At 72.8% G+C, this 19,275-nt stretch carries 14 protein-coding genes; 1 reads left to right on the top strand and 13 read right to left on the bottom strand.

All coding sequences use genetic code 11. The features are described 5' to 3' along the window. Positions 1–12 precede the first annotated feature (12 nt). Entirely contained in the window at positions 13–1,299 is a 1,287-nt protein-coding gene (locus K4S16_RS25975) for a phenylacetate--CoA ligase family protein (protein WP_200842109.1), read from the bottom strand. Positions 1,300–1,389: 90 nt separating this feature from the next. Between K4S16_RS25975 and K4S16_RS25970 the strand changes: the two genes are divergently transcribed. Further along, entirely contained in the window at positions 1,390–2,424 is a 1,035-nt protein-coding gene (locus K4S16_RS25970) for a M48 family metallopeptidase (RefSeq protein WP_149261619.1), read from the top strand. Positions 2,425–2,481: 57 nt separating this feature from the next. Here K4S16_RS25970 and K4S16_RS25965 read toward each other — a convergent pair whose 3' ends face one another. The 12 genes from K4S16_RS25965 to mreD form a co-directional block, all read right to left on the bottom strand. Beyond that, positions 2,482–4,239 (bottom strand): TIGR03767 family metallophosphoesterase, encoded by a 1,758-nt coding sequence (locus K4S16_RS25965; protein ID WP_149261618.1) that lies wholly within the window; start codon positions 4,237–4,239, stop codon positions 2,482–2,484. 64 nt (positions 4,240–4,303) lie between these two features. Further along, positions 4,304–5,563 carry a glutamate-5-semialdehyde dehydrogenase gene (locus K4S16_RS25960; RefSeq protein ID WP_149261617.1) on the bottom strand — a complete coding sequence of 420 codons (1,260 nt, stop codon included), beginning with the start codon at positions 5,561–5,563 and terminating at the stop codon, positions 4,304–4,306. Positions 5,564–5,579: 16 nt separating this feature from the next. Next, a complete protein-coding gene (gene proB / locus K4S16_RS25955) occupies positions 5,580–6,686 on the bottom strand; it encodes a glutamate 5-kinase (protein WP_149261616.1) in 1,107 nt (368 codons plus the stop codon). A gap of 28 nt (positions 6,687–6,714) precedes the next feature. Continuing rightward, positions 6,715–8,112 carry a GTPase ObgE gene (gene obgE / locus K4S16_RS25950; protein WP_149261615.1) on the bottom strand — a complete coding sequence of 466 codons (1,398 nt, stop codon included), beginning with the start codon at positions 8,110–8,112 and terminating at the stop codon, positions 6,715–6,717. Between the two features lie 91 nt (positions 8,113–8,203). Beyond that, the gene (gene rpmA, locus K4S16_RS25945) at positions 8,204–8,461 is read right to left on the bottom strand and encodes a 50S ribosomal protein L27 (protein ID WP_067640985.1); all 258 of its coding nucleotides are present in this window, start codon (positions 8,459–8,461) and stop codon (positions 8,204–8,206) included. A 14-nt stretch (positions 8,462–8,475) separates the two neighbouring features. Beyond that, the gene (gene rplU, locus K4S16_RS25940; RefSeq protein WP_149261614.1) at positions 8,476–8,790 is read right to left on the bottom strand and encodes a 50S ribosomal protein L21; all 315 of its coding nucleotides are present in this window, start codon (positions 8,788–8,790) and stop codon (positions 8,476–8,478) included. Positions 8,791–9,079: 289 nt separating this feature from the next. Beyond that, positions 9,080–12,232 (bottom strand): Rne/Rng family ribonuclease, encoded by a 3,153-nt coding sequence (locus K4S16_RS25935; RefSeq protein WP_149261613.1) that lies wholly within the window; start codon positions 12,230–12,232, stop codon positions 9,080–9,082. A 201-nt stretch (positions 12,233–12,433) separates the two neighbouring features. Beyond that, positions 12,434–13,291 (bottom strand): TIGR03936 family radical SAM-associated protein, encoded by an 858-nt coding sequence (locus K4S16_RS25930; protein WP_149261612.1) that lies wholly within the window; start codon positions 13,289–13,291, stop codon positions 12,434–12,436. Positions 13,292–13,440: 149 nt separating this feature from the next. Further along, entirely contained in the window at positions 13,441–15,363 is a 1,923-nt protein-coding gene (locus K4S16_RS25925; RefSeq protein ID WP_149261611.1) for a TIGR03960 family B12-binding radical SAM protein, read from the bottom strand. A 61-nt stretch (positions 15,364–15,424) separates the two neighbouring features. Further along, positions 15,425–16,609 (bottom strand): rod shape-determining protein RodA, encoded by a 1,185-nt coding sequence (rodA, locus tag K4S16_RS25920; protein WP_149261610.1) that lies wholly within the window; start codon positions 16,607–16,609, stop codon positions 15,425–15,427. Further along, entirely contained in the window at positions 16,606–18,678 is a 2,073-nt protein-coding gene (gene mrdA / locus K4S16_RS25915; RefSeq protein ID WP_149261609.1) for a penicillin-binding protein 2, read from the bottom strand. The genes rodA and mrdA overlap by 4 nt, the downstream gene beginning before the upstream one ends. Then, the gene (gene mreD / locus K4S16_RS25910; protein WP_149261608.1) at positions 18,675–19,274 is read right to left on the bottom strand and encodes a rod shape-determining protein MreD; all 600 of its coding nucleotides are present in this window, start codon (positions 19,272–19,274) and stop codon (positions 18,675–18,677) included. The genes mrdA and mreD overlap by 4 nt, the downstream gene beginning before the upstream one ends. Between the last annotated feature and the right edge of the window lies 1 nt (position 19,275).

The following is a 19,275-nucleotide window of genomic DNA, read 5'->3' as shown; positions in this document are numbered from 1 at the left end:
GCCCCCGGCCCCTCAGGCCAGGCCTGGCAGCGGCGGCTCGCCGTCTTCCCAGGTCACGACGCGGACGGCCTTGCCCACCTCGACCCTCGGCACGGTGCCCTCGGGCAGCACCGCCACCTCGGCGGTGAGGCCGAGCGTCTCGTACAGGGCGTGGACGAGCTCGGCCCTCGGGTCGCCGGAGACGGCCTCGCAGGCGACGAGCAGCCGGGCGGAGGGGCTGCGCCGGTCCACGACGAGCTGGTAGTGCGGCCGGACGAGCCCGGAGCCGAGCAGGACGCGCTCGACCTCGCTCGGGTACACGTTCACGCCCCGGACGACGATCATGTCGTCGGCGCGGCCGAGGACCTTGCTCATCCGGACCAGGGTCCGACCGCAGGCGCACTCGCCGCGGGTGAGGGACGCGATGTCGCCCGTCCGGTAGCGCAGCAGGGGCAGCGCCTGCTTGGTCGGGGTGGTGAAGACGAGCTCGCCGGGCGTTCCGTCCTCGACGGGGTCGCCGGTGGCGGGGTCGACGGTCTCGACGATGAAGTGGTCCTCGTTGACGTGCAGGCCGTCCTGCTCCAGGCACTCGGTGGCCACACCCGGCCCGATGATCTCCGAGAGCCCGTAGACGTCCATCGCCTTGATCGGCAGGACGTCCTCGATGGCCGTGCGCAGCTCCTCCGACCACGGCTCGGCGCCGAAGAGCCCGGCCTTGAGGAAGTCCGGCTCCACCCCGGCCTCGGCGACGGCCTCCCCCAGCCGCAGCGCGTACGCGGGAGTGCAGGTCAGGATGTCGGGGCGGAGGTCGGCGAGCATGCGCACCTGCCGGTCGGTCATGCCGCCCGACATCGGCACGACGGTCGCGCCGAGCGCCACGGCCCCCTGGTGGATGCCGATCCCGCCGGTGAACAGCCCGTACCCGTAGGCGTTGTGCACGATGCTGCCCGGCGATGCCCCGGCGCACGACAGGGAGCGCGCGCACATCGCCGCCCACAGGTCGAGGTCGGCCTTGGTGTAGGCGACGAGCGTCGGGCGCCCCCGCGTCCCGCTGGACCCGTGCACGGCGGCAACCTGGTCGCGCGGCACGGCGAGCATCCCGAACGGGTAGTGGTCCCACAGGTCCTGCTTGGTGGTGAACGGGAGGTCGCGGAGCCCCGCGAGCGTCACGTCGGCGCCGCCGCCGACGCCGGCCTCCTTGAGCCGCCGCCCCTGCACCCCGCCGGCCGCCAGGAGCCGGTCGACCAGCCCCCACAGCCGGTGCCGCTGGAGCGCGGCGCGCTCGTCGAGGGACATCGCCTCGGCCTTGGGGTCGAACATGGCTGCCTCCCGGGCGCGGCCAGAGCCGGACGGGCTTCCGCGGCGGGGAACCCTCGGGCACGGTTGATCGTCGGAACTACCATGCCAGACATGACGGAGAACACACCGGATCGAGCACGTACTCGGTTCCCGGGGATCAGTTCCCGGGCCTACGAACACCCGGCGGACCGGTCGGCGCTGGTGGCGCTGCGCTCGCTCTCCGGGTTCGACGTCGTCCTGCGCAAGCTGTCCGGGCTGGTCAACGAGCGGGCACTTCGGCTGATGTTCCTCGGCGGGACGGTGCGCGTCGGCGAGGACCAGTTCCGCCACATCTACGACATGGTCCGCGACGCCTCGTACATCCTGGACATGCCGGAGGTCCCCGAGCTGTACGTCCGGCAGGACCCGACGCCGAACGCGATGGCGCTCGGCTCCGACCACCCGTTCATCGTGCTGAACACCGGCCTGATCGACCTGCTGGACGAGGAGGAGCTCCGGTTCGTCGTCGGGCACGAGGTCGGGCACATCCTGTCCGGGCACGCGGTGTACCAGACGATGATGCAGATCCTCCTGCAGCTCGGGGCGCGGCTGGCCTGGCTGCCGCTCGGCAACGTCGGCATCGCGGCGATCATCATCGGGCTGCGCGAGTGGTTCCGGAAGGCGGAGCTGTCGTCGGACCGGGCCGGGCTGCTCGCCGGGCAGGACCTCGACGCGGCCAAGCGGGTGAACATGAAGCTCGCCGGCGGGACGCGGCTCGGCGAGATGAGCAGCGAGGCGTTCCTGCAGCAGGCCCGCGAGTACGACGCGGCCGGCGACGTGCGGGACGGGCTGCTGAAGTTCATGAACCTGCTCGGGCAGACGCACCCGTTCGCGGTGATCCGGTTCGCCGAGATCGACCGGTGGGCGCGCAGCGGCGAGTACGAGCGCATCCTGGCCGGGGACTACCCGCGCCGCGACGACGACGACAGCGCGTCGGTCCGCGACGGGATCAAGGAAGCCGCCCAGTCCTACCGGGAGTCGTGGGAGCGGACGGCCGACCCGTTCGTCGGCAAGGTCCGCGACATGGCCGACGCGGCGGCCGGTGCGGCGGGCGGGCTGTTCGACCGGTTCACCCGGCGCGACAACGGGCCCACGTCCGGGAACTGACCGGGCACCGAGCCAGGGCCGCCGCGACACGGACGCGGCGGCCCTTCGCCGTTCCTGTCAGAAGGGCCTAGGGATCAGCAGCTCGACGTTGCGGTCGGCGGCCTCGCCGCGGCGGTTCTCCTCGCGGTCCTGCCAGTCGTTGGCCGACAGCTCGCGCGACAGCGACGCCAGCCGGACCGGGTCGGTGAGGCGGCCGCCGTAGGAGGCCGGGCCTGCGGAGTCGAGGATCGTCGCGAAGACCGACAGGGTGCCGTCGCCGTTGTCGGCGAGCTCGACGATGCGGCTCTGCTGCGGGAAGTCGATGTGCGCGGCCGTGTTGACCTCCCAGAACCCTCCGCCGCCCTTGCGCGCGTGCGGGATGACCTGGTTGCGGTGCGTGTGGCCGTTCACCCACAGGACGACGTTCGGGTAGCGCAGCAGGAGCGCCTCGACCTCGTCCCCGAGGACGCGGTCGCCGCCCAGCGGGTTCTCCAGCGAGCCGATGGGGTGGTGGCTGAACAGGACGAACAGCCGGTCCTTCGCGGCGTGCTTCACGACCGTGCCGTCCGGGGCGATGTAGCGGCTGCTACCGGCCTTGAGCTGCGCCTCCAGCCACGCGAACTGCTTCCTGTCGAGCGAGCCCTCGGAGTAGCCGTTGGGGTTCACGGTGTCGAGGACGAGACCGCGCACGACGCCCTTGTCGAAGGCGTAGTAGGCGGTACCGTCGCGCAGGTTGGAGAGCGTGAAGCCGTGGCCGCGCAGGGACGCGGTGGTCTTGAAGTGCTCGGCGACGACCTCGGCGCGCGAGAGCATGCGGCGGTTCGGGTCGGGGGTCACCGGCCGGAACAGGCCGCCGGCGCCGCCCTGCTCGCGGCTGAGCCGGACGAGTTCGGCGGCGTCGCCCCCGCTGATCATCCGGGCGAGGCGTTCGGCCTGGCCGGAGTCCGCCGGAGCGCCGATCTTGATTCCGCCGGTGGCGAGGCCGGTGACCAGCGGGTTGGTCGGCAGGTTGCCCTGGACGAGCCCGTCGTGGTTGCCGAACACGGCCAGCCACGGCGCGTCGAGGCCGGTCGCCTGGAACGGCCGGCGTGCGGCGTCGATCAGGCCGTGCACGCGCGGGAAGCCGTACCTGGCGCTCGGGAGGTCGGCCTCCGCGCCGGGCGGCGGGCCCTCGGGATGCCAGAACGAACGGTCGTAGGACGCCCAGTCCATGACGCCCTCGTACCGGTTCGGGTCGCCGGAGTCGGGGCGGATGCGCCCGCCGTCCAGCAGGTCGATGATCCAGCGGATCTCGTTGTACTGCACGTTGTCGGCGGCGTCGCCGGTGTTGATGGTGAAGGCGAGGCCGAGCCCGGTCGCCGGACCGCGCCCGACCCTGTTCATCGCCTGGACCATGGCCTCGGCGACCTGCGTGGACAGGATCTCCTGCGGCCGGTAGGCGCCCTCGACCGGCAGCAGGTCGAGGCCGTCCTTGAGCCGGTCGATGAACTCGACGCGGGCCGGGGACTGCGCGTCGATGACGTGCACGTCGGTGAGGTGGCCGAACGCCAGGATGCCGCGGCGGGTGGCGGCCCGGCGCGCGGACGCGGCGCCGCCGAGGTCGCGGCGCAGCAGGTGCGGCTCCCCCGGCCCGGCGGTCACCTTGCGGTACCCGCCGGCGCCGGCGGCGCCGAGCAGGTACGTCCGGTCGAGGGTGGTGCCGGCTGCGGGGCCGCGCAACGCCGGCGCCGCCGCGGCGGCGGGGCGTGCGGGGAAGGCGGCCAGTCCGGTGGTGGCGATCCCCGCGCCGAGGGCGGCGCCCTGGATGACGCGGCGGCGGCTGTACTGACGAGTCACAATCGTGAATCAGACCACACCCGCACACGTGACATCAATGGCAAAAATGTCACAAATCCGGACCTCAGCCGCGCACGTGCCCTTCCCCCACCACCACGTACTTGGTCGACGTCAACTCCGGCAGCCCCATCGGGCCGCGCGCGTGCAGCTTCTGCGTCGAGATGCCGATCTCCGCGCCGAACCCGAACTCCTCGCCGTCGGTGAAGCGCGTCGAGGCGTTCACCATCACGGCCGCCGAGTCGACCAGCGCCACGAACCGCTTCGCGGCCGGCTGGGACGTCGTGACGATCGCCTCCGTGTGCCCCGAGCCGTACCGGCGGATGTGCGCCACGGCCTCGTCCAGCGAGTCCACCACGCGGGCGGCGATGTCGAGCGACAGGTACTCGGCGTACCAGTCGTCCTCCGTCGCCTCCACGACGTCCCCGCTGTAGGAGCGGACGCGGTCGTCGCCGTGCACCGTGACACCGGCGCTCTTCAGCGCCTCAAGCGCGCGCGGGACGAACGTGTCGGCGATGTCGGCGTGCACCAGGAACGTCTCGGCGGCGTTGCACACCGAAGGACGCTGCGTCTTGGCGTTCAGCAGGACGTCCACGGCCATGTCGACGTCGGCGGCGGCGTCCACGTACACCGCGCAGTTGCCGACGCCCGTCTCGATCACCGGGACGGTCGACTCCTCCACCACCGAGTTGATCAGCGAGGCGCCGCCGCGCGGGATCAGCACGTCCACCAGGCCGCGCGCCCGCATCAGGTGCCGCACCGACTCCCGGGACGTGCCCGGGACCAGCTGCACCGCGTCCGGCGGGACCTCGGTGCCGGTGAGCGCGCCCTGCATCACCTCGACGAGCACCGTGTTGGAGTCGTACGCCGACGACGAGCCGCGCAGCATCGCCACGTTCCCGCTCTTCAGGCACAGCGCGGCGGCGTCCACGGTCACGTTCGGGCGGCCCTCGTAGATGATCCCGACGACGCCGAGCGGCACCCGCACCTGCCGCAGCTCCAGCCCGTTCGGCAACACGTTCCCGCGCACCGTCTCCCCCACCGGGTCCGGCAGCGCGGCGACCTTCCGGACCGCGTCGGCGATCGCGGCGATCCGCTCCTCCGACAGGCTCAGCCGGTCGATCATGTACTCGGAGGTGCCGTTCGCGCGGGCCCGCGCGACATCCGCCTCGTTCGCCTTGACGATCTCCGGGGCGGCGGCGACCAGCGCCTCGGCGATCCGGTGCAGCGCCGCGTCCTTCGCCGACCGCGGCAGCGGAGCCAGCCCGGCGGCGGCATCCCTGGCGCGCCGCGCCACCCGCAGGAACTCCTCGCGCTCGTCGCTCATCAGCAGGCACTCCCTGTCATCGCAGTATCACCAGATGGTCGCGGTGGATTATCTCGCGTTCGTACTCGGCGCCCAGCTCGCGGGCCAGCCAGCGTGTCGAGCGCCCCATCAGCTCCGGGATCTCGGACGCGTCGTAGTTCACCAGGCCGCGCGCGACGACCCCGCCGGCCGCGTCGCACAGGTCGACCGGGTCGCCCGCGGCGAAGTCGCCGTCCACGCCCGTCACCCCGGCCGGAAGCAGGGACTTGCGGCGCCGCACCACCGCCTCGACCGCGCCCGCGTCCAGCATGACGCGGCCCTGGCCCGTCGTCGCGTGCGCCAGCCACAGGTCGCGGGTCGACATGCGGCGGCCCGCCGCCGGGTGGAACAGCGTCCCCACCTGGTCGCCGGCGAGCGCGTGCGCCGCCGACGCGGCGTTCGTCAGCACCACCGGGATACCCGCGATCCGGGCCGCCTCCACCTTGGTGACCATGCCGCCGGTGCCGACCCGCCCGGACCCGCCGAGCTCGACCTCGCGCAGGTCGTCCGGGCCGTGCACCTCGTCGATGCGGCGGGTCCCGGGACGGCGCGGGTCCCCGGTGTAGAGGGCGTCCACGTCCGACAGCAGGACCAGCGCGTCCGCGCGGATCAGGTGCGCGACGAGCGCGGCCAGCCGGTCGTTGTCGCCGAACCGGATCTCGTCGGTGGCGACCGTGTCGTTCTCGTTCACGATCGGCAGGACGCCCATCGCGAGCAGCTGCGCGAGGGTGCGCTGCGCGTTGCGGTGGTGCGAGCGGCGCATCATGTCGTCGGCGGTGAGCAGCACCTGCCCCACCGTCAGCGCGTACCGGGCGAACGAGGAGGTGTAGCGGGCGAACAGCAGGCCCTGCCCGACGCTCGCCGCCGCCTGCTGGGTCGCGAGGTCGGGCGGGCGGCGGGTCAGCCCGAGCGGCCCGAGCCCCGCCGCGATCGCGCCGGACGACACGAACACGATCTCGGTGCCCTCGCCGCGGCGCGCGGCGAGGACGTCCACCAGCGCGTCGATGCGGTTCGCGTCGATCGTGCCCTGCGGCGTGGTCAGCGACGACGAGCCCGCCTTCACCACGATCCGCCGCGCCTTCGCGACCGCCTCACGCCCACTCATGACCAGACCCCGCTCCAACCTGGTGTTCTTAGGACCAGCCGTCCAGACGGCGGTCGGTGCCGCGCGGGCCCCTCGTGCCCTCGCCCGCCGCCACCTCCGGCTCCCAGTCGAAGACGATCGAGTCGTCGGGCGTCCCGATCAGGACGGTGGCGCCGGCGGCGGCGCCCGCCTCGGCGAGCGCGTCCTCCACGCCGAGCCGGGCGAGGCGGTCGGCCAGGTAGCCGACGGCCTCCTCGTTGGCGAAGTCGGTCTGGCGCAGCCAGCGGACCGGCTTCGTCCCGGTGATCAGGTAGGTGTTGTCGCCGAGGATCCTGACCTCGAAGTCGGTGTCCCCGCCGACCGGCTCGGGCCGGATGACGATGCGGGTGGGCTCCGCCGGCGGCAGCGAGGCGCGGTACTCCGCCACCATCGCCGCCATCGCGAACGACAGCTCCCGCAGCCCCTCGTGCGACGCCGCCGACACCTCGAACACCCGCAGGCCGCGGGCCTCGAACTCGGGCCGCACCATCTCGGCGAGTTCGCGGGCGTCCGGCACGTCCACCTTGTTCAGGACGACGATGCGCGGGCGGTCCGACAGCGGGCGGTCGCCCAGCACGCGGTCGTAGGCCTGGAGCTCGCGCTCGATGACCTCGAAGTCGCTGACCGGGTCGCGGCCCGGCTCCATCGTCGCGCAGTCGAGCACGTGCGCGAGGGTGGAGGAGCGCTCGATGTGGCGCAGGAAGTCCAGACCGAGGCCGCGGCCCTCGCTGGCGCCCTCGATCAGGCCCGGCACGTCCGCGACCGTGAACGTCGTGTCGCCCGCGCTCACCACCCCGAGGTTCGGGATCAGCGTCGTGAACGGGTAGGCGGCGATCTTCGGCTTGGCGGCCGACAGCGCGGCGATCAGCGACGACTTGCCCGCGCTGGGGAACCCGACGAGCGCCACGTCGGCGACGCTCTTCAGTTCGAGGACGACGTCGCGCTCCTCCCCCGGCTCGCCGAGCAGCGCGAACCCGGGCGCCTTGCGCTTGGCCGTCGCCAGCGCCGCGTTCCCGAGGCCGCCGCTGCCGCCCTTGGCGATCACGAACCGGGTGCCCTCGCCGACCAGGTCCGCCAGGACGGTGTCGCCCGACTTCACGACGGTGCCGTCGGGGACGGGGAGGATCACGTCGTCGCCGTCCGCGCCCGTCCGGAGGCTGCCCTGGCCGGGCCTGCCGTTGCCCGCCTTGCGGTGCGGGCGCCGGTGGTACTCCAGGAGGCTCGCGGCGTTCGAGTCGACGACGAGGACGACGTCGCCGCCGCGGCCGCCGTTGGCGCCGTCCGGGCCGCCGAGCGGCTTGAACTTCTCCCGGTGGATCGAGGCGCAGCCGTTGCCGCCGTTGCCCGCCGCGACGTGCAGCACCACCCGGTCGACGAACTGCGCGCCCGATCCCGCTCCAGCGGCCACGGTGACTCTCCTCAGGAAACCTCGGTGAAAAACGGCGAAGGAGCGGACCGGAAACGGTCCGCCCCTTCGAAAAGTCGCTCTGCCCGGCGGACTATTCCGCCGGCGGGACGACGCTCACCGCGTTGCGGCCGCGGTAGCGGCGGAACTGCACCGCGCCCGCGACCAGCGCGAACAGCGTGTCGTCGCCGCCGCGGCCGACGCCCGGGCCGGGGTGGAAGTGGGTGCCGCGCTGGCGGACGATGATCTCGCCGGCGTTGACGACCTGGCCGCCGAAGCGCTTCACACCGAGGCGCTGGGCGTTGGAGTCGCGACCGTTACGGCTGGACGATGCGCCCTTCTTGTGTGCCATGAGACCGCTCTCCCTTACTTCCCGGCCTTGATACCGGTGATCTTGACCTCGGTGTACGGCTGACGGTGACCCATCCGCCGCTTGTACCCGGTCTTGTTCCGGTAGTGCATGATGTTGATCTTCGGGCCCTTGACCGCGCCGAGGATCTCGGCGGTCACCTCGTAGCGGGCGAGGTCGGCCGTGGCGCTCACGACGTCGTCGCCGTCAACGACCAGCAGGGGCTGGAGCTTGATGGTCGACCCGACGTCGCCGGCCAGCTTGTCGACGGTCAGCACGTCGTCGACGGCGACCTTTTCCTGCCTGCCGCCTGCGCGGACAATCGCGTACACCGCGGAAAACCCTTCGTCTGCGCGCGCTTCCGGAGTGAACCGGTCCCACGCGTGGCTTACCAGCCCCCGGACGGGGGCCTACCCCCGGCACCGGGCCGAAGGCGGCACACCAGGAGGACCCTGGCGCTCTCTGCTTGTCCTCACCGGATCGGCGAGGTGAGCACCGACCGATCCCCGGACGGGGCTCGCGGTGCGGGTTCGGGCGACGCGCCGAGAGCGCGCCGAAGGTCAAGGGTACCGGATGCCCTGACCGGAACGCGAACGCGTCCGGCCAGGGCGTCCGGCCCCGTCAGTCGGAGGACTCGCCGCCGTCGGCGGCCTGCGCCGCCGCCGCGCGGGGGCGGCGGGTGCGACGCCGGCGGGCGGGCTCGCCGGCGTCCTGGTCGCCGGCGGGCGCGGAGCCGTTGGACTCGGCGGCGGACGCGCCGGCGGTCACCTCGGCCCCGTTCAGCTCGGCTCCCGCGGCCTCGGCTCCCGCGGCCTCGGGCTCGGCCGGTTCGGCGCCGTTCGGGCCGACCGGCACCGGCTCGGCGGAGTCCAGCGCGCCCGGAGCGGTGTCGGCGGTCTCGACGGCGGCCTCGGCGGCCTCCACGGCGGCCTGCGCCGGGGGCTCGTCGATCTCGGGCGGCGGGCCGGCCGGACGCTTCGCGGGCCCGGACTTCTTCGGCCGCGAACGGACCGGCTCGGCCTTGGCCTCCACGACCGGCGCCGGCTCGGGGACGGCCTCGCTCACGGGCTCCTTCACGGGCTCCGGCGCGGGCTCCTCGGCGGGCTCCTTCGGCTTGGCCTCGTGCCGGGACAGCTTCTCCTCGACGGCCTTCTCGACCTCGCCCTTGCGCTTGCGGCGGCGTCCGGACTCCTTGCCGGCCGCCTTCTCCGCCTTCGGCTCGACCGGCGTCAGGTGGACGTGGATGCCGCGCCCGTTGCAGGACTCGCAGGTCTCCGAGAACGCCTCCAGCAGCCCCTGGCCGACCCGCTTGCGGGTCATCTGGACCAGCCCAAGCGAGGTGACCTCGGCGACCTGGTGCTTGGTACGGTCCCGCGACAGGCACTCGACGAGGCGGCGCAGCACCAGGTCCCGGTTGCTCTCCAGCACCATGTCGATGAAGTCGATCACGATGATGCCGCCGATGTCGCGGAGCCGGAGCTGGCGGACGATCTCCTCGGCCGCCTCCAGGTTGTTGCGGGTGACGGTCTCCTCCAGGTTGCCGCCCTGCCCGGTGAACTTGCCCGTGTTGACGTCGATGACCGTCATCGCCTCGGTGCGGTCGATCACCAGGGAGCCGCCGGACGGCAGCCAGACCTTGCGGTCCATGGCCTTGGCGATCTGCTCGTCGATGCGGAACGCCGACAGGGCGTCCTGGTCGACGGTCCAGCGCTCGACCCGGTCGGCCAGATGCGGGGCGACGTACTCGACGTACTCGGAGACGGTGTCCCAGGCCTCGTCCCCGGACACGACGAGCTTGGAGAAGTCCTCGTTGAAGATGTCGCGGATGACGCGGATCGTCAGGTCGGGCTCGCCGTAGAGCAGCGACGGAGCCGACGCCGTCTTGACCTTCTTCTGGATGCTGTCCCACTGGGCGGCGAGGCGCGAGACGTCGCGGGCGAGCTCCTCCTCGGTCGCCCCCTCGGCGGCGGTCCGGACGATCACGCCGGCGTTCTCCGGCATGACCCTCTTCAGGATCGACTTGAGGCGGCTGCGCTCCTTGTCGGGCAGCTTGCGGCTGATGCCGGTCATCGAGCCGTCCGGCACGTACACCAGGTACCGGCCGGGCAGCGAGACCTGGCTGGTCAGCCGGGCGCCCTTGTGGCCGAGGGGGTCCTTGGTGACCTGGACGAGCACCGACTGGCCCGACTTCAGCGCCGACTCGATGCGGCGCGGCTGGCCCTCCAGCCCGGAGGCGTCCCAGTTCACCTCGCCCGCGTACAGCACGGCGTTGCGGCCCTTGCCGATGTCGACGAACGCCGCCTCCATCGACGGCAGGACGTTCTGGACCTTGCCGAGGTAGACGTTGCCGACGTACGACTGGTGCGTCGCGCGGTTGACGTAGTGCTCGACGAGCACGTCGTCCTCGAGGATGGCGATCTGGGTGCGCTCGCCCTCCTGCCGGACCACCATGACCCGCTCGACGGCCTCGCGGCGCGCCAGGAACTCCGCCTCGGTGATCACCGGCGGACGGCGGCGGCCCTGCTCGCGCCCCTCGCGGCGGCGCTGCTTCTTGGCCTCCAGGCGGGTCGAGCCCCGCACGGACTGGACCTCGGCCTCGGCGTCGGCGCGCTCCTCGCGGGCCGTGCGGACGTGGACGACGGTGTTCGGCGGGTCGTCGGTGCCGGCGCCGGTCTCGCCGTCGGCCCCGGACCTGCGCCTGCGGCGCCGCCGGCGGCGGCTCGTCCCGCCCTCTCCCTCGTCCTCGCCCTCGCCCTCGGCGGCGCCCTGCTCGGGCTGCTCGGCCTTGGGCTCCTTCTCCTGCTCCTTGTCCTTGGCCTTGGACGCCTTGCCCTTCGCCGCCTTGCCCTTGGCGGGCTTGGCGGACTTGGCGGGCTCCTCGTCCTTGGGCTCCTCGGTCTCGGCCTCCTCCGCCTGGGCCTCGTCCTCGGCGCCCTCCTTGCCGCCCCGGCCGCGGCCGCGGCCGCCGCGGCGGCGGCGACGGCGGGACGGGCGGTCCTCGGAGTCGTCCTCGTCCGCGGGCCCGTGGTCGAGGTCCTCCTCGGCGGCGGGCTCGGCGGGCTCGGCCTCGGCGGCCTTCGGCCGGGCGGGGGCCTCGGCCTTGGGCTGCGGCGGCTGGAAGACGACCATCGGGGGCTGGAACGTCACGCCGGGGACGCCGACACCGCTCGCGGGCTCGGTCTCCGACACCTGCTCGGGGGTCGGCTGCTCCCCGGCGACCGGGACGGCCGGGACCTGCGGCACGGCGGGGACCTCGGCGGCGGCCCTGGTGGTGCGGCGCCGGGTGCGGGTGCGGGGGGCCGGGGCCGCCTCCTCGGCGGGCTGCTCGGACTCCTCGGACTGCGCGGGCTGCTCGGCCGGGGCCTCGGGGGAGGTCTCGGCGCCGGTCATCGGCACGGGCTCGGGCGTCTCGGCGGCGGCCTTCGTGGTCCTGCGGGCGCGGGTACGGGTCCGCTTGGGCGGCTCGGCCGCCTCGGGCGTCTCGGCGGGCGCCGCAGGCTCCTCGGCAACTGCGGGCTCCTCGGCGGCGCCCTGCTCGGCCGCGGGCTCCTGCTGCGCGGCGGGGGCCGCGGCGGCGTCGTCCACGTCGGGCGGCGGACCGGCGGGCCGGCTCGCACGGCGCGGACGCGACGTCACGCCCGTGCTCGCGCTCTCGGCGCCCTCGCTCTGCGCGCCCTCGGCCTGCGCGTTCTCCGTGCTCTCCGTGGTCTCGTTGTCAACGGTCCCGTCGTCGGCGCCTTCGGCCGGGGCCGCGTCGGCTTCGTTCTCAAGCATCCGGGCAATCTCCCGTCAGGCTCCCGGGCGCGTCCACCCGTCCCGCCAGGGCGGGGCGATGCGGTGCGCCGCGCGGGAGCACCTCGTCAGTCGGTGCCGCCACGGCCGGACGGTGGTCCGGCCATGACGACGAAGTCGTCGGGGGTGCGCCGGCCGTACCCTGCGGACCGGTTCCGTGCCTCCACGGCTTCGGTCCCACGGTCAGGCGCTGACGGCATCCGCGCTCGCGGCGTCCCCGGACTGCGGCCGGTCATGGCCGCGGGCCGTCTCGGCGTCGTCGCCGGACGGCAGGCCGGTCTCCCGGTCGGGATCCAGGGGATCCGCGAGGCCACCGGTGTCCGCGTCGAGGGGCCCCTGCGCCAGCCTGGTCACCAGCGGCGGTGACGGCGGCGCGAGGTCGGCGACCTGGCGCAGTCCGGTGAGGATGTCGTCGGGTCGAACGGCGGGTGTGGAATGCCGAACAACCATTCGAAGTATCGCACAAGGGGCATCCGCCGCCTCGGCGGCGCGCCGGTCCAGCTCGCAGGCGGACACGGCGGCGCGCACGTCGAAACGGCGCCGTCCCTTCTTCGTGAGGCGTTCCACCTCGATGTTCTCGGCGGCCATGAAGGCGGCCACGGCGTCGGCGGCGTCGCTCTCGGCCACGCCGTCAAGCCGGATCCGCCATTCGGACGCCTCGAGCCGATCGCTGAACGCGCCCGGCTTCACCGGGGCGTCGCCGTGGCCCGCCCGTACCGGCACGACGTCGAGGACGTCGAGTCCGGAAGGCAGGGCCGCGTCGAGATCGGCTCGCACCCGCGCAGGGTCGCGGGACTCGGTGAGCCCGAGTTCGAGGTATTCGGCCTCACTGGCCACCCCTGTCGCCGCCGCACCCGCGTACGAGATCTTCGGGTGGGGGGTGAATCCGCCGCTGAACGCGACAGGGATCCCGGCACGCCGTACGGCGCGTTCCACGGCCCGGGAAATGTCGCGATGGCTCGTGAACCGCAGCCTGCCCCGCTTGGCGTAGCGGACGCGCAGTCGCTGGGTCACGGGGGCCGGCGCCGGACCCTCCGGCATGGGTGGCAGGGTTCTGGTCCTTCCTACTCGTGTCGAGTCGAAATAAAGGTCTCCCTATAGAGTACGGGGCGCCGGAGCCGGTTCCGCCAGGCACCGGCCCCGTAAGCCCGAAACCCTTACAGGTCAGGGGTTTCCACGGAGGAATCCGGTTACACCACGTCGAGCGGGAGCAGCTTCCTGCCGGTCGGGCCGATCTGGATCTCGGTGCCCATCGTGGGGCAGACGCCGCAGTCGTAGCAGGGCGTCCAGCGGCAGTCCTCGACCTCGGTCTCGTCGACGGCGTCCTGCCAGTCCTGCCAGAGCCACTCGCGGTCGAGCCCCGCGTCGAGGTGGTCCCAGGGCAGCACCTCGACCTCGTCGCGCTCGCGGACGGTGTACCAGGCGAGGTCGACGGGCTCGCCGGCCAGGGCCTTCTCGGCGCAGGCCGTCCAGCGCTCGTAGGAGAAGTGCTCGCTCCAGCCGTCGAAGCGGCCGCCGTCCTCCCAGACGGCGCGGATGACCTTGCCGACGCGCCGGTCGCCGCGCGACAGCATGCCCTCGACGATCGAGGGCTGGCCGTCGTGGTAGCGCAGGCCGATGGCGCGCCCGTACTCCTTGTCGCCGCGCAGGGCGTCCTTCAGGGCGCGCAGGCGGCGGTCGACGGTCTCGTGGTCGCACTGCGCGGCCCACTGGAACGGGGTGTGCGGCTTGGGCACGAAACCGCCGATGGACACGGTGCAGCGGATGTCCTTGCGGCCGGTGGCGTCCCGTCCGGCCTTGATGACCCGCTTGGCCATGTCGGCGATGGCGAGGACGTCCTCGTCCTCCTCGGTGGGCAGGCCGCACATGAAGTACAGCTTGACCTGCCGCCAGCCGTTCTCGTAGGCGGTGGTGACGGTGCGGATCAGGTCGTCCTCGGAGACCATCTTGTTGATCACCTTGCGCATCCGCTCGGAGCCGCCCTCCGGCGCGAACGTCAGGCCGGAGCGCCGGCCGCCGCGGGAGAACTCGTTGGCGAGCGTGATGTTGAAGGCGTCCACGCGCGTGGACGGCAGCGACAGCGAGGTGTTGGTGCCCTCGTAGCGGTCGGCGAGGCCCTTGGCGACGTCGCCGATCTCGCTGTGGTCGGCGCTGGACAGGCTGAGCAGCCCGACCTCCTGGAACCCGGACTCCTTGAGCCCCTGCTCCACCATGTCGCCGATCGTGGTGATCGACCGCTCCCGCACCGGACGGGTGATCATGCCGGCCTGGCAGAACCGGCAGCCGCGGGTGCAGCCGCGGAAGATCTCCACGCTGAACCGCTCGTGCACGGTCTCGGCGAGCGGGACCAGCGGCTTCTTCGGGTACGGCCACTGGTCGAGGTCCATGACGGTGTGCTTCTCGATCCGCCACGGGACGCCGGGACGGTTCGGCGCGACCCGCTGGATGCGGCCGTCGGGCAGGTAGGTCACGTCGTAGAAGCGCGGGACGTACACGCCGCCGGACGCGGCGAGGCGCATGAGCAGCTCGTCCCGCCCGCCTGGCTCGCCCTCGGCCTTCCACTCGCGGACGACCTCGGTGATGGCGAGCGCGATCTCCTCGCCGTCGCCGAGCACGGCGGCGTCGACGAAGTCGGCGATCGGCTCGGGGTTGAAGGCGGCGTGCCCGCCGGCGATCACGATCGGGTGGCCGTCGGTGCGGTCGGCGGCCTCCAGCGGGATGCCCGCGAGGTCGAGCGCCGTCAGCAGGTTGGTGTAGCCGAGCTCGGTGGAGAACGACACGCCGAACACGTCGAAGGCGGCGACCGGGCGGTGCGCGTCGACGGTGAACTGCGGGATGCCGTGCTCCCGCATGACGGCCTCCATGTCGGGCCACACCGAGTACGTCCGCTCGGCGAGCACGCCGTCGCGCTCGTTGAGGATCTCGTAGAGGATCTGGACGCCCTGGTTCGGCAGCCCCACCTCGTAGGCGTCGGGATACATCAGCGCCCACCGGACCGTGGTCTCGTCCCAGTCCTTGAGCTGGGAGTTCAGCTCGCCGCCAACGTACTGAATCGGCTTCTGCACGCTCGGGAGCAGCGGCTCCAGGCGCGGGAAGAGCGACTCGACCGGCATGACGGAACCCTCCGTGCAGGGGACGTGGGGAAGAACGTCCAGCCTACGCGGTCGCCGGTCGCTAATCGAACGGGCGGCGGCGCACGTGCACGGCCTGCAGCAGCCCGAACGCGATCATGTTGGCGAACGTCGCGGACCCGCCGTAGGACACGAACGGCAGCGGCAGCCCGGTGATCGGCATGATGCCGATCGTCATCCCGACGTTCTCGAACGTCTGGAACCCCAGCCAGCACACGACCCCGGTGGCGACGAGCGTGCCGAACAGGTCGGCGGCCTGGGTGGCGATGCGCAGGCCGCGCCACAGCACCACGCCGAGCAGCGCGATGATCACGGCGGCGCCGACGAAGCCGAGCTCCTCCCCCGCCACCGTGAAGATGAAGTCGGTCTGCTGCTCGGGGACGAAGTGGCCGCCGGTCTGCTCGCCGTTGAACAGGCCCTTGCCGAACGCCCCGCCCGACCCGATCGCGATGCGGGCCTGCTGGGCGTTGTAGCCGGCGCCGCGCGGATCGGCCTCGGGGTTCAGGAAGGCGGTGAACCGGGCGATCTGGTAGGCCTTCAGCAGCCCGAAGAAGTACACGGCGGCGCCCGCGGCGACGCCCCCGCCGACCAGCCCGACGAGCCAGCGCTTCTGGGCGCCGGAGATCGCCAGCATGCCGAGCACGACCGCGATGAACACCAGCGTGGTGCCGAGGTCGGGCTGCAGCATGATCAGGACGCCGGGCACCCCGGCGAGCACGAGCGCGAGCAGCACGTCCCGCCGGCCGGGGCCGATCTCCCCGTCCCTCGGCTCGCCGAGGATCATCGCCAGCAGCACCACGAGCCCGACCTTCGCGAACTCCGAGGGCTGCACCTGGAACCCGCCGCCGAGCACGATCCACGAGTGCGAGCCGTTGATCGTCGAGCCGAGCGGGGTGAGCACGGCCAGCAGCCCCACGCACGCCAGCCCGTACAGGATGGGGACGTAGGCGCGCAGGAGCCGGTAGTCCAGCACGGTGACCAGGCCGCCGAGCAGGAACCCGATGATGAGGTTGAGGATGTGCCGCTTGAGGAAGCCCTCCGGGTCCTTGCCCTGCTCGGTCAGCAGGTGGAAGGTGGCCGAGCGGACCAGGAGCGCGCCCACCACCGACAGCGCCAGCACGGCCAGCAGCATCGGCAGGTCGAGGCGACGCAGTTCGGCGACGCGGCTGGTCCACGACCGGTGCGCGGCATAGGCGTCGACGCTGCCGACCCCGGAGCCTGTGATCATGGGGCCGTCCCCTCGGCGGGCATCCGCGGCAGCTCCGACGGGAGCTTGCCGTCCTGGAGGATGGGCTTGCGGTCCTTCGTCCCGTACATGGCCTCCCAGATCTCCCGGACCGCCGGCGCGGACGTCTGCGCGCCCTGCCCGCCCTGGGAGACCATCGCGACCACCGCGAAGCGCGGCTTGTCCACGGGCCCGAACGAGGCGAACCAGGACGTGTCCTGCTTGCCGTAGACCTCCGCGGTGCCGGTCTTGCCGCCGACGTCGACGCGCTTGAAGTCGAAACCGGAGAACGCCCCGGACGCGGTGCCGCTCTTGGTCACGTCCCCGAGGGCGGCCCGGATGTACTTGAGCACCTTCCCGTCGACCGGCAGCTTCCGCGGCGGCGGCGCGTCGATCCGGCGGACGACCGTGCCGTCGGGCCGCACGACCGCGACGCCGAGCCGCGGCGTCATCAGCTTGCCGCCGTTGGCGACGGCCGCGTAGGCGCGGACGAGCTGGAGCGGCGTCACCAGGACGTCGCCCTGCCCGACCGAGAAGTTCGCCGCGTCGCCGGGCCGCCACACGTAGCCCTCGGTGCAGTTCTCCGTCGCGACCGCCTTCAGATAGGCGGCGCGGGCCGGGTCGGTCTTGGCGACCTCCGGGTAGCCCTCCTTGGCGCCCTTGCAGTTGGCGGCCTTGGTGATGTTCCAGAAGTTCTTCTTCCACCCCCGGTCGGGGATGCGGCCCTCGCTCTCGCTGGGCAGGTCGATGCCGGTGCGCGACCCGAACCCGAAGTTGCGGGCCATCTTCACCATCGGGTCGGAGGGGTTCTTCTTCGGCTTCATCCCGCCGTCGCGCTGCCACTCCTGGTAGGCGAACCGGTAGAAGATCGTGTCGCAGGACTTGACGAGCGCCGTGTGCAGCGACATCGCCCCGAGCGCCTCGCCCTCGAAGTTGCGGAAGGCGCGGTTGCCGACGTTCAGGGAGCCGGGGCAGTCGTAGGTGCCGGTCAGGCTGTTGCCGTCCTCCACCGCGGCGGACACCGAGGAGATCTTGAAGGTGGAGCCGGGCGCGAACTGCCCCTGGGTGACCCGGGAGATCAGCGGCTCGCCCTGCTTCTTGCCGAGCAGCGCGTCGTACTCGTCCTGGGAGATCCCGCCGGTCCAGATGCCCGGGTCGTAGGTCGGGTAGCTCGCCATCGCGACCATCCGGCCGGTGCGCACGTCCATCACGACCGCGGCGCCGGCGTCGGCGGGGCGGCCCTGCTTGCGGGCGCCGTCGATCGCGTGCTTGAGGGCGTCCTCCGCGGCGCCCTGCACGCCGGCGTCGATGCTGGTGACGAGGTTGCTGCCGGCGATCGGAGGCTGCTCCTCGGCGGTGCCGGTGACGCGGCCCTGGCTGTCGACCAGCACCTTGCGGAACCCGGGCTCGCCGCTCAGCAGCGAGTCGTACTGCGCCTCCAGGCCGTCGCGCCCGACCAGGTCGACGCCGCTGTAGCCGGTGACCTTGAGGCCCTTGCGCTTGTCGAGCTCCTCCTGCGTGACCGGCTGGAGGTAGCCGAGCATCTGCGCGGGCCGCGCGCCCTCCGGCTGGGGGTAGTCGCGGACGGCCTGGACCTGCGCGGTGACCCCGGGGAAGTCCTCCTGCCGCTCCATGATCTGCAGGGCGCGCTTGGGGTCGACGTGGTCCTCGACGGGGATCGGCTGGTACGGGGAGCCGGGCCAGCACGGCCGCTTGATCCCGGGCCCGCACAGCCGGATCCGCTTGGTGATCTCGTCGTGGCTCACGCCGAGCACGTCGGCGAGCCGCTGCAGGACGGTCCTGCCGCCGTCCTTCTGCCGCGACAGGGTCGTCCGGTCGACCGACACGACGAGCGCGCTGCGGTTGCGCACGAGGGGCCGGCCGCGGTCGTCAAGGATCATGCCGCGGGTCGCCGGGACGACGATGTCACGGGTGCGGTTCTGGGCGGCGATCGCCTTGTAGTGCTCGCCCTCCAGGACCTGGAGCGCCCACATGCGTCCGATCAGGACGAGCAGCAGCGCGCCGACGAGCACGTACAGGACGACGAGGCGGAAGTGGGTCCTCGGGTTCACAGGTTCCCGCTCCGCCCCGACATCGCGCGGTAGCGGGCGGCGGGCACCGCGAGGCGGTCGCCCCGGACGCGTTCCCCGCGTTCGTACCGGCGGGTGGCGCGCAGCACCGCCCACACGACGAACGGGCTCGCGATGACGTCGTAGAGCACCTGCAGCGGCACCATGCTGGACACGGTGCCCCACTCGGCGCGCGGGTCGCCGAGGATCATGCCGGTGCCCGCGTACAGCACGGTCCCGGCGAGCGCGCCGGCGGCGACGGCGAGGAACGGCACGGCGGACTGGCGGTCCATCTCGGCGGACGCGGCGCCGCACAGGTACCCGATGAGGCAGTAGACGAGCGCGTACCGGCCGAGGGTGTGGTCGGCGGGCGGGATGATGTCGGCGGCGAGGCCCGCGAGGAAGCCGGCCACCATCCCGGTGGTGGAGCCGGCGACGAGCGCGAGCGCCACCACGGCCAGCAGCACCAGGTCGGGCTGGACGCCGCCGGGCAGCGGGAGCCGGTTCGCCACCGACACCTGCAGGATCAGCGTCACGACGATCACCACGGCGGTCACCGCGGCGCGGCCGGCCGGCGACGCCTCGGGCGGGTTCAGCACG

This window comes from Actinomadura sp. K4S16 (genome assembly GCF_008327685.1).
In the GTDB taxonomy this organism is placed as follows: Bacteria; Actinomycetota; Actinomycetes; order Streptosporangiales; family Streptosporangiaceae; genus Spirillospora.
The sequence above is the reverse complement of the archived record's forward strand: the minus strand, read 5'-3'. Positions and strand labels throughout refer to the sequence as shown.

Excerpts from the sequence above, each read along its gene's own strand:
- K4S16_RS25975 (WP_200842109.1), bottom strand. The coding sequence starts at position 1,299 with ATGTTCGACCCCAAGGCCGAGGCGATGTCCCTCGACGAGCGCGCCGCG.
- K4S16_RS25970 (WP_149261619.1), top strand. The coding sequence starts at position 1,390 with ATGACGGAGAACACACCGGATCGAGCACGTACTCGGTTCCCGGGGATC.
- K4S16_RS25960 (WP_149261617.1), bottom strand. The coding sequence starts at position 5,563 with ATGAGCGACGAGCGCGAGGAGTTCCTGCGGGTGGCGCGGCGCGCCAGG.
- proB (WP_149261616.1), bottom strand. The coding sequence starts at position 6,686 with ATGAGTGGGCGTGAGGCGGTCGCGAAGGCGCGGCGGATCGTGGTGAAG.
- rpmA (WP_067640985.1), bottom strand. The coding sequence starts at position 8,461 with ATGGCACACAAGAAGGGCGCATCGTCCAGCCGTAACGGTCGCGACTCC.
- K4S16_RS25935 (WP_149261613.1), bottom strand. The coding sequence starts at position 12,232 with ATGCTTGAGAACGAAGCCGACGCGGCCCCGGCCGAAGGCGCCGACGAC.
- K4S16_RS25930 (WP_149261612.1), bottom strand. The coding sequence starts at position 13,291 with ATGCCGGAGGGTCCGGCGCCGGCCCCCGTGACCCAGCGACTGCGCGTC.
- K4S16_RS25925 (WP_149261611.1), bottom strand. The coding sequence starts at position 15,363 with ATGCCGGTCGAGTCGCTCTTCCCGCGCCTGGAGCCGCTGCTCCCGAGC.
- rodA (WP_149261610.1), bottom strand. The coding sequence starts at position 16,609 with ATGATCACAGGCTCCGGGGTCGGCAGCGTCGACGCCTATGCCGCGCAC.